The 8183-nt window shown below is 53.4% G+C and carries 5 protein-coding genes and 1 pseudogene; 5 read left to right on the top strand and 1 reads right to left on the bottom strand.

The features are described 5' to 3' along the window. Window positions 1-307 precede the first annotated feature (307 nt). Entirely contained in the window at window positions 308-1372 is a 1065-nt protein-coding gene (locus ACXAFR_RS26980) for an NAD(P)H-dependent flavin oxidoreductase (RefSeq protein WP_475183177.1), read from the bottom strand. 90 nt (window positions 1373-1462) lie between these two features. Here ACXAFR_RS26980 and ACXAFR_RS26975 point away from each other — a divergent pair, with 90 nt between their 5' ends. The 5 genes and pseudogenes from ACXAFR_RS26975 (at window position 1463) to ACXAFR_RS26955 (ending at window position 8015) form a co-directional block, all read left to right on the top strand. Next, window positions 1463-2338 (top strand): LysR family transcriptional regulator, encoded by an 876-nt coding sequence (locus ACXAFR_RS26975; protein WP_475183174.1) that lies wholly within the window; start codon window positions 1463-1465, stop codon window positions 2336-2338. Then, entirely contained in the window at window positions 2335-3501 is a 1167-nt protein-coding gene (locus tag ACXAFR_RS26970) for a YbfB/YjiJ family MFS transporter (protein ID WP_475183170.1), read from the top strand. Before ACXAFR_RS26975 ends, ACXAFR_RS26970 begins: the two co-directional genes overlap by 4 nt. A 943-nt stretch (window positions 3502-4444) precedes the next feature. Continuing rightward, window positions 4445-5698: a group II intron reverse transcriptase/maturase gene (ltrA, locus tag ACXAFR_RS26965; protein ID WP_475183169.1), complete on the top strand. Its 1254-nt coding sequence runs from the start codon at window positions 4445-4447 to the stop codon at window positions 5696-5698. 164 nt (window positions 5699-5862) lie between these two features. Further along, window positions 5863-7479: pseudogene (locus ACXAFR_RS26960) on the top strand (transposase). A gap of 161 nt (window positions 7480-7640) precedes the next feature. Further along, on the top strand, window positions 7641-8015 hold the full coding sequence (locus tag ACXAFR_RS26955) for a hypothetical protein (protein ID WP_475183168.1): 375 nt from the start codon (window positions 7641-7643) through the stop codon (window positions 8013-8015). Window positions 8016-8183 lie beyond the last annotated feature (168 nt).

Below are 8183 nucleotides of genomic sequence, written 5' to 3'. Positions count from 1 at the left end.
AGGTGGTCTACCACGACTGCAAATGGAGTTGGCCAATGTTTGGATTAGCTGCTTTGTTGGTAATGTTGGTTTCGCATAATGCATCGGCTCAGAGCTTTCTGGACTCGCTGGCGGCAATGAGGCCTCGGAGTCAGGTCTTGCGTTTTGCCCTTGCGATACATTGAGAGCAAAACGAGTAAAAGGGGCCAAAGCGTACTAATTTTGATCAGCCCAATAGTGACTCGGGAACAGACCTCGCGTTTTACCTTTGCCATGCCGCAAGTTACATGAACTGTCCCTTGCTTCTCTTACCACCGTCGGGAGCTGGTCAGCGCCCCTCCAACTCGCGAGCCAAGGTTTCAACAAGCTCTTCGGCCGTTCGTTCCCGGGCGAGAGGTGCGCCCTGCCCCGCCCACTGCGCTGCATATTCGGTATTACCTCGTCTGGCGGCAGCCGCCGCCAATTGTTTGGCTGCGTCATAGGCCACCGGATAGGCGGCCGGTTCCGGGCTGCCAAGTGCCTCACCGTGGTGTACCAACCGGTTCACGAGCCCCCGGGCGGGACGACCGGAAAGCACTCGGGTTAGGCGGGTTGTCGCCGCTCGGGCGCTCTTGAGGTTCTGGCGATAGCTCTCGTTAGCAGATGACTCAGGACACAGCACAAACGCGGTGCCCAGTTGCGCCGCAGCCGCGCCCAGGTCGAGCATGGCGCGAATGCCCTGACCATCCATGATCCCACCTGCGGCGATGACTGGCCGCCGGGTCCTTCTTGCCAGCATCCGGACGAGTACGGCCGTCGCCAGCCCCTCATCGCCGGCGTCCGGATCAAAAATACCGCGATGGCCGCCAGCCTCGATGCCCTGCGCCACAATGGCGTCGATACCTGCCTGCTCAATGAGATCGGCTTCGGGCACATGGGTCGCGGTTGCCATGGTGTAGATGCCGGCCTGCCGCAGAGCCCGGACCCGTTCCGGCGAAGGCGCTCCGAAGTGAAAGCTGACCACTGGTGGGCGCTGCTCCAGCAACATGTCGAAAGCGTCCTCGTCCTCCAGGAAGGATGTATAGATCTCGTTAAGCGCGGCCGGGGGTTCAACGCCGGCTTTGGCGAATAATGGGGCCAGATGCTTCAGCCAGGCGGCTTCGCGTTCCGGATCCCGTTGTGCGGGGGCGTGGCAAAACACGTTGACGTTGAAGGGGCAGTCCGTCAAAGCACGGGTTGCTTCAATTTGCTGACGCCCCTGGTCGGCTGACACGGCTCCGATCCCGATCGATCCCAGCCCGCCGGCGTTGGAGACGGCCGCAGCAAGCTGCGGGGTGGACACTCCGGCCATCGGCGCCTGGATGATCGGGAGGCGGATGCCGAGCCTGGCGAGAAATTCCTGATCTGTGTTCATGGCTTTTCCTTCTTGATTTGAGAATAAATGATGTGATATATTATTATTTAAAGAATAATCCACAACGAAGATTCTCTCAAGAGGAAAACCATGGATTCCGAATCACTCCGAATCTTCTGCGCCGTGGCCAGTGAACTGAGCATTACTCATGCCGCCACCCGGCTTGGTCGGGCGCCGTCCAACGTGACCACCCGCATCCAGCATTTGGAAGCGGATTTGGGGGCAGACCTGTTCATGCGGATCGGCAAGCGATTGTCACTGTCCGCCGCAGGCGAGGACTTTCTAGACTACGCGAGGCGCATGATGGCGCTTGAAGAGGAGGCCCGGCATGTGGTCTCGGGTGGGGTGAATGGCGGGACCTTGCGGATCGGCAGCATGGAAAGCACAGCCGCAAGCCGGCTGCCATCGGTACTGGCTGGCTACCACGCCGGTTTCCCGGAGACACGACTGGAACTGACCACCGGCCCATCGCGGCCGCTGCTTGAAAAAGTGCGTGCCGGCCAACTCGATTGTGCCTTCATCGCGTTGCCCCCATCCTTCGAGAACGCTTCGGCATTGGACGATCTGGGACTCACATCCCGCTCCCTGTGGCGCGAAGACCTGCGTTTGCTGCTGCCCGCCCATGAATCCGGCTGCGATCAGGTCGCCGACATCCAGACGCGCTCACTGGCCGCTTTCCCCCAGGGCTGCACCTATCGCAGCATTGCCGAGACCCTGCTCGGCATTACTGGCTCAACCACTTGGCGAATCCAGGAAATGGCTTCCTACCACGCGATGGCGGCTTGCGTTGCCGCAGGGGCGAGCGTGGCGTTGCTACCGGAAAGCGTGCTGACGCTGACGAGTACGCCGTCCGACTGCATAGCGTTGCCGGCCGGCCAGGCGGACACCTTACTGGTTTGGCGCGAGGGCTATAACGTGCCCGCGTTTCAGCATCTGATGCAGCAACTGCATGGTGTGAAGTCATGAGCATGTCGTCCTCCGTGCACTCGGCCTACCGTTCCGAGTGGACATCCGCGATCCAGGCCGCCCTGGTGCTGACCATTGGCATGGGCTTTGGCCGGTTTGCCTTTACTGCCATTTATCCTCACATGGTGGACGAGGGGGTGCTCAGCCTGCGCGGTGGCAGTCTGGCAGCCTCCGCCAATTACGCCGGCTATCTGCTGGGTGCCCTGCTCGCCGTCCGCCTGCGCGCCCACAAGGCTCACTGGTTTTGCCAGTTATCGATTCTGGGTACCGCCCTCTGCCTGACTGTACTCGCGCTGCTGACCTCTACCGGAACGATTGTCGCGGTCCGTGGCCTCGCCGGACTGTTCAGTGCGTTGTCCATGGTCGCTGCTTCCATTTGGCTGCTGGAACATCGCGGTCATTCGTGGGGTGCGCCGCTGCTGTATGCGGGCGTGGGCGTCGGGATTGCTGTATCAGCGGAATTGCTGGTACTTGCGGAAGCGATGGGTCTGGACAGTTTCGGGATGTGGCTGATGCTCGGCATCGCGACACTGGTCATCGGCCTGATGGCGGCCCCCGCCTTCTTCACGGGCGACGGCGGGCGGGGCATCGTCGAGGGCCTGCGTAAAACGGCACCTTCGAATGCCGATGCGGCCATCGTTGCAGCCTGGCCGCTCATACTGATTTATGGGCTCGCCGGCCTGGGCTATATCGTCACCGCGACCTATCTGCCGACACTGGTCAAAACCGCCTTCCCCGACCTGGACCCGGCTCACGTCTGGGCGGTCTTTGGCTTGGGCGCGGCACCCTCCTGCTATCTCTGGCACCGCGTCCACGAACGGCTGGGAACCAGCAGTGCCCTGCGTCTGAATCTCATTATTCAGGCGTGTGGTGTCGCACTTCCGGTGGTTTTCAGTTCGGGACCGGGCTATCTATTGAGCGCCCTGTTGGTTGGCGGCACTTTCATGGGCACGGTCACCATTGCCATGCCCGCAGCGCAGCGGGCGGCACGCCAGTCCGGCACCAACCTGCTGGCAACGATGACGCTGGCCTACGGCATCGGCCAGATTATCGGGCCGCTACTGTCGGATGGCCTGTATGCATTAAGCCATACCTTTAACAGTTCGTTGTTGTTTGCCGCCGCTGCCCTGGTCATTGCAACACTCATAAGCCTTCGTCTATAGGTTGCTTGATGTCATCAGCCACAAAGTTCCTCCGGACATCGGATGCTAACCCCGGTGGCAGCCACCTGACTGCAACTGGAACCGCCATTACTTCACCACTTCAAAGTCGGGCAGCGTAAACTGCTTGTCGAAGAACGGCTTTTCAGGGGCGTAAAGCCGGAAATAGACAAACCAGCCGTCGTCGTTTGTAACCATCCCCTATACGTTACTTATATTTGCAGTACAGAAGATGAGCGTGTTGAGTCGCAAGAAAGAGAAGACATAATTCATTCTTTACGGTCACATTATGCCTAGACTCACTCCTGACCATTCATTTCAGTTTGTTCCGGCCCTGATGGGCCTCCACCGGACGGCCTTTTCTCCGCTTTGCTGCGCAAAGGCCGCCGCTGAATATTGGCGTGTGTGTCAGGCATGGCACTAGACTAGTCAGGTGAAAGTCCTGGCACCAGGTATTCGTGAAGCCGAAGGTTAGTGGCGAGTAAGGGCGTAATCGCGAGGTTGGGTCTGAAGGAAGCTCTTCCCACAAAGTTACGGGGCTACGATCGGGGCGGCCTTCCGTAGGAACTGAATATGAGGTGTGATAGACGTGGGACCAGTGGGCACGCAACCATTAAGTCCTCCATTCACGGCTGGCGTCTATTTTATAAATTCAGAGCTTACGTAACGACAGTCTAGTGACCTTACCCTGAGAGATCTGCACGGTGTTAAAGGATTAACTGATATTAAAGCAATTTAATGTGATCGCTGTGCAGAAGTCAGCAGACGGCATAGTAGATAGTGCTCTCGCTATCGAAGGCCTGAACAAATCTGGGAGAGTCATCGCTGAGGCAGTGTTGCCAGACAGTATCTGTAAGCAGAATTTCTGCCTTTAAAGAATCCGATTAAATCATCACGATGATTAATAATTTTTTTTTACTGGATGAACTGGTAATAGGAAACTCAGTTGAATCAAAATCCCAACGAAGTTTTATCATTATTTGACCGTCTGTTGGATCGGGATAATCTGACTCGGGCAATGAAACAAGTTCTACGTAATAAGGGCGCGCCGGGGGTTGATGGTATGACCACCGAGCAACTGCCAGAATTTCTCAAACACCATTGGCCGGTCATTCGTCGCAAACTGGAAACGGGTAGCTACACACCTCAACCGGTAAAGCGCGTAGAGATCCCGAAACCCGGTGGGCGTAAGAGAAAACTCGGCATTTCCACGGTACTGGACCGATTCATTCAACAGGCCATCGCGCAAGTGCTTTCCAAGCACTGGGACTTCAAATTCCATAACAACAGTTACGGTTTTCGTCCCAACCGAAATGCACATCAAGCGGTTCAGTATGTGCAAGCGGCTATGCAAGATGGTCATAATTGGATGGTTGATTGCGATCTGGAATCCTTCTTTGATCAAGTTAATCACGATCTCTTAATGGGCAAGCTTAAATCCGCTCACGCGGATGACAGACTGCTCAGATTAATTAACCGGTACTTGAAAGCCGGGGTTGTGATCAACGGTGAATGTACAGCAACCACGACGGGAGTGCCGCAAGGCGGCCCACTGTCTCCGGTGCTATCGAACATCGTATTAAACGACCTCGACTGGGAGCTTGAACGGCGCGGACACCCCTTCGCTCGCTACGCCGATGACTTTGTTGTACTCACGCGGAGTCGGGCAGCTGGAGAGCGTGTACTCAAAAGTCTACAGCGTTATTTGGAAGACTCACTAAGGCTCAAAGTGAATGCATCAAAGAGCGCGGTAGATCGCCCTTGGAAGCGAACATTTCTAGGGTTCACGTTTAGTCGTAAAGGACTGCGGATTAAAGTTGCGGAGAAATCCTTAGAAAAACTGAAATCCAATATTCGACGATTAAGCCGTCGTACGAGAGGACATTCGATCACCACCATCGTCGCAGAAATGAGACAATACCTGCTTGGTTTTAAAGCGTACTTTGGCTTGTCCGAAGTACTGAGCCCGCTGCGCGATCTGGACAAATGGATACGACGACGATTACGGTGTTATATTTGGAAACAATGGGGTCGATCTGGCTATCGCCAACTTCGGTTACGAGGGATCGACCGCTTTCTCGCCTGGAACACGGCAAAGTCTGCCCACGGACCCTGGCGACTGAGTGCGAGCCCCGCGCTTTATACAGCGTTGCCAAATAAATATTTTAAGAACTTGGGGCTGCCTAGTGTGGCAGCGTGATAAACGATGGAGATTTGAACCGCCGTGGTACGTGACCCGTATGCCCGGTGGTGTGGGAGGAGAGGCGTCGTGAGGCGCCTCCCTATCCCGATTGAAACTGTATAAAAAAACTCCAAAAAAAGGGCTTTTCGCTAAAAACGGGTATCGCTACAGGGAGTTGCAAGATGCCAATCTTCAAAAAACCCAATTACAACCAAGACACGATGTGTTGTGATCAAGTTTGAAGAGTAGATTCGTCCGGGTACATTTGAAATTTTTCTCAATCACCTTATTTAAGAAAAGCACCACCTCTCAGCCTTATACGACAAATAAAAAATAATGTGGATGGTCGTTCCACCTACGATCCCGCGATTCTTCTAAAGATCATTCTCTTTGCCTACTACAATGGGGTTCGATCCAGTTGAGACATCGAATGGGAATGCCAAAACAACATCCTATTTAAGGCGTTGTCGTGTGATACGGTACCGCACTTTACCAGCATCGCGAGTTTTATCAGCGGGCATCCTGAAACCATCGAGGATATTTTCACGCAGATGCTGATGGTCTGCGATGAGCAGGGGTTGTTAGGCCATGAGCTCATTACTATCGATGACGGAAGGCCGCCCCGATGCAAGATACGTTCAAATGCCGCGCAGGAGCATTCCGGGGCCTTGGAAGAATTGACTCGCAAGCGAGACAAGATTCAACGTTAAATCAAAGCGTGTATGAAGGAACATCAGAAGCTGGATCGTCGTCGCAAAGGCGAGCGGGAGCTCAAAGATCAACTCGAACAATCCTTAGCGACACTCGACAAGCACTCTACTAAGATTGACCAATTCCTAAAGACAGCCTCCCCCGACAGGTTTTTGCTCCTCCAAAACATGCTTTTCCCACATCCTTGTGGGTCGATGGGGCAGGGAAAATGGCCAAAAGAGATCAAAAGTAATATTACCGATAACGAGTCGGGCAAGATGCTTACCAGCAAAGGCACTCTCCGAGGCTACAATGGTGCGGCTTCTGTGGTTAAGAAGCACCAGATCATTGTTGATGCCCAGGCCTTTGGCGAAAGCCAGGAACACCACACCTTGAAGCCTGTTTTAGGCGATATCCGACAGCGTTATGACGAGGCTAAATTTGGCGACTTGGTCGCAGACTAAATCGTTATTACCGCGGAAACTGGCCTTGCGAATGAAGCCAATTACGCCTATTTGCAAGACGAATCCATAAATGCGTATATTCCCGACAAGGCCTTCCGGTCTCATGATCTGAAATTTAACATCCAAAGACAGCAGCATGGAAAGCGCTATCGTGACACGTTGAAATGCGCCAAGTCCGTGATCCCCGCGTCCGAGTTTCGGTTTAATAAGCGCTTGAAAACCTGTGTCTGCCCGGAGGGGAAAGATATGTGTCTGCTTCACGAATCCACAGATCGCTACGGAAAACAAAAGCTCGACTATGAAGGCAGGTTAATAGACTGTCGCCATCGTCCGAGAAAACACGAGTGCATGGGCAATCTTGACTCAGCCAATACGACCAAGGGGAACTGGAGGCAAGTCTCCTTCACGGTAAGCACGTCCACATCACCTACGACCTGGATGTAAAAGCGCGTCGATAGCCACTATGGTAAGCAAGTCTACGGACATCGAATGTCCACCGTTGAGCGGGTCTTTGCCAACATCGGGACAGCGAAAGGGCTCGATCGATTCTCGTTAAGAGGCAAAAGGAAAGTGCAGGTGCAATGGCAGCTATACTGTTTGGTTCATAATATTGAAAAGATGACTCATTACGGGACAATGAATTAGCAATCTGGAGTCAAATTGCTAATATCAATGTTTCCGTTGCGTTATTAGCAAGACTTTGTCGAAATGTATTATGAAATAGACCAGAGAAATCTGGGTAGAAAGATGCTGAACTTGAAATCCATTTTTCTACAGTCTCGTTAACTGCCTATAGAGTTCGATGCATGGAAGAGAAGAAATATGATGAAGAGGAGGAGCTAGATAGGTATGTTCTTAGCTACTATCCACATCTCATGACTCAGTTAGAATGTCTGACCCAAAAAGCTGCATTTGCGGAAGAGAAAGCACAAGGATCTAGCTCAGAGAGTATGGCAAATCGCTTGCGTGACAAGTGGGGGAGTACTAATAACCCCGATGTAGTGGCTGCGTTGACTGAAGGGGTATCTATATTTAGGAGACGAGTGAGAAATAGAATCCTGAGAGAACATGGAAACGAAGTATTTATCAATCGTTGCCAAAAGTGTAGTAAATTAGTAAAAACACCAATGGCGGAAATGTGTTTATGGTGTGGTTACTCATGGAGAGAGCCCAACAGTTGACAAGGCTAGCTTGCGGAAAACCATTGCGCCGCTCCGTTTTTGGGTGTCTCCGCGACTATACCCCAAAACTGTGCTCTGCAATGTTTTCCGCAGATAGCGGTATTATGCTTAAATCAAGAATTGAACTATGAATGGAATCAACTACAAGGATTTGGCTTTGGTTTTCAT

It is taken from the genome of Pseudomaricurvus sp. ABR4_320, from assembly GCF_056159445.1.
This window is presented reverse-complemented; position numbering and strand designations above follow the sequence as displayed.

Bases quoted from the DNA above. Each gene is read 5' to 3' on its own strand.
- ACXAFR_RS26955 (WP_475183168.1), top strand. From the start codon at position 7,641: ATGGAAGAGAAGAAATATGATGAAGAGGAGGAGCTAGATAGGTATGTT.
- ACXAFR_RS26980 (WP_475183177.1), bottom strand. From the start codon at position 1,372: ATGAACACAGATCAGGAATTTCTCGCCAGGCTCGGCATCCGCCTCCCG.
- ACXAFR_RS26970 (WP_475183170.1), top strand. From the start codon at position 2,335: ATGAGCATGTCGTCCTCCGTGCACTCGGCCTACCGTTCCGAGTGGACA.
- ACXAFR_RS26975 (WP_475183174.1), top strand. From the start codon at position 1,463: ATGGATTCCGAATCACTCCGAATCTTCTGCGCCGTGGCCAGTGAACTG.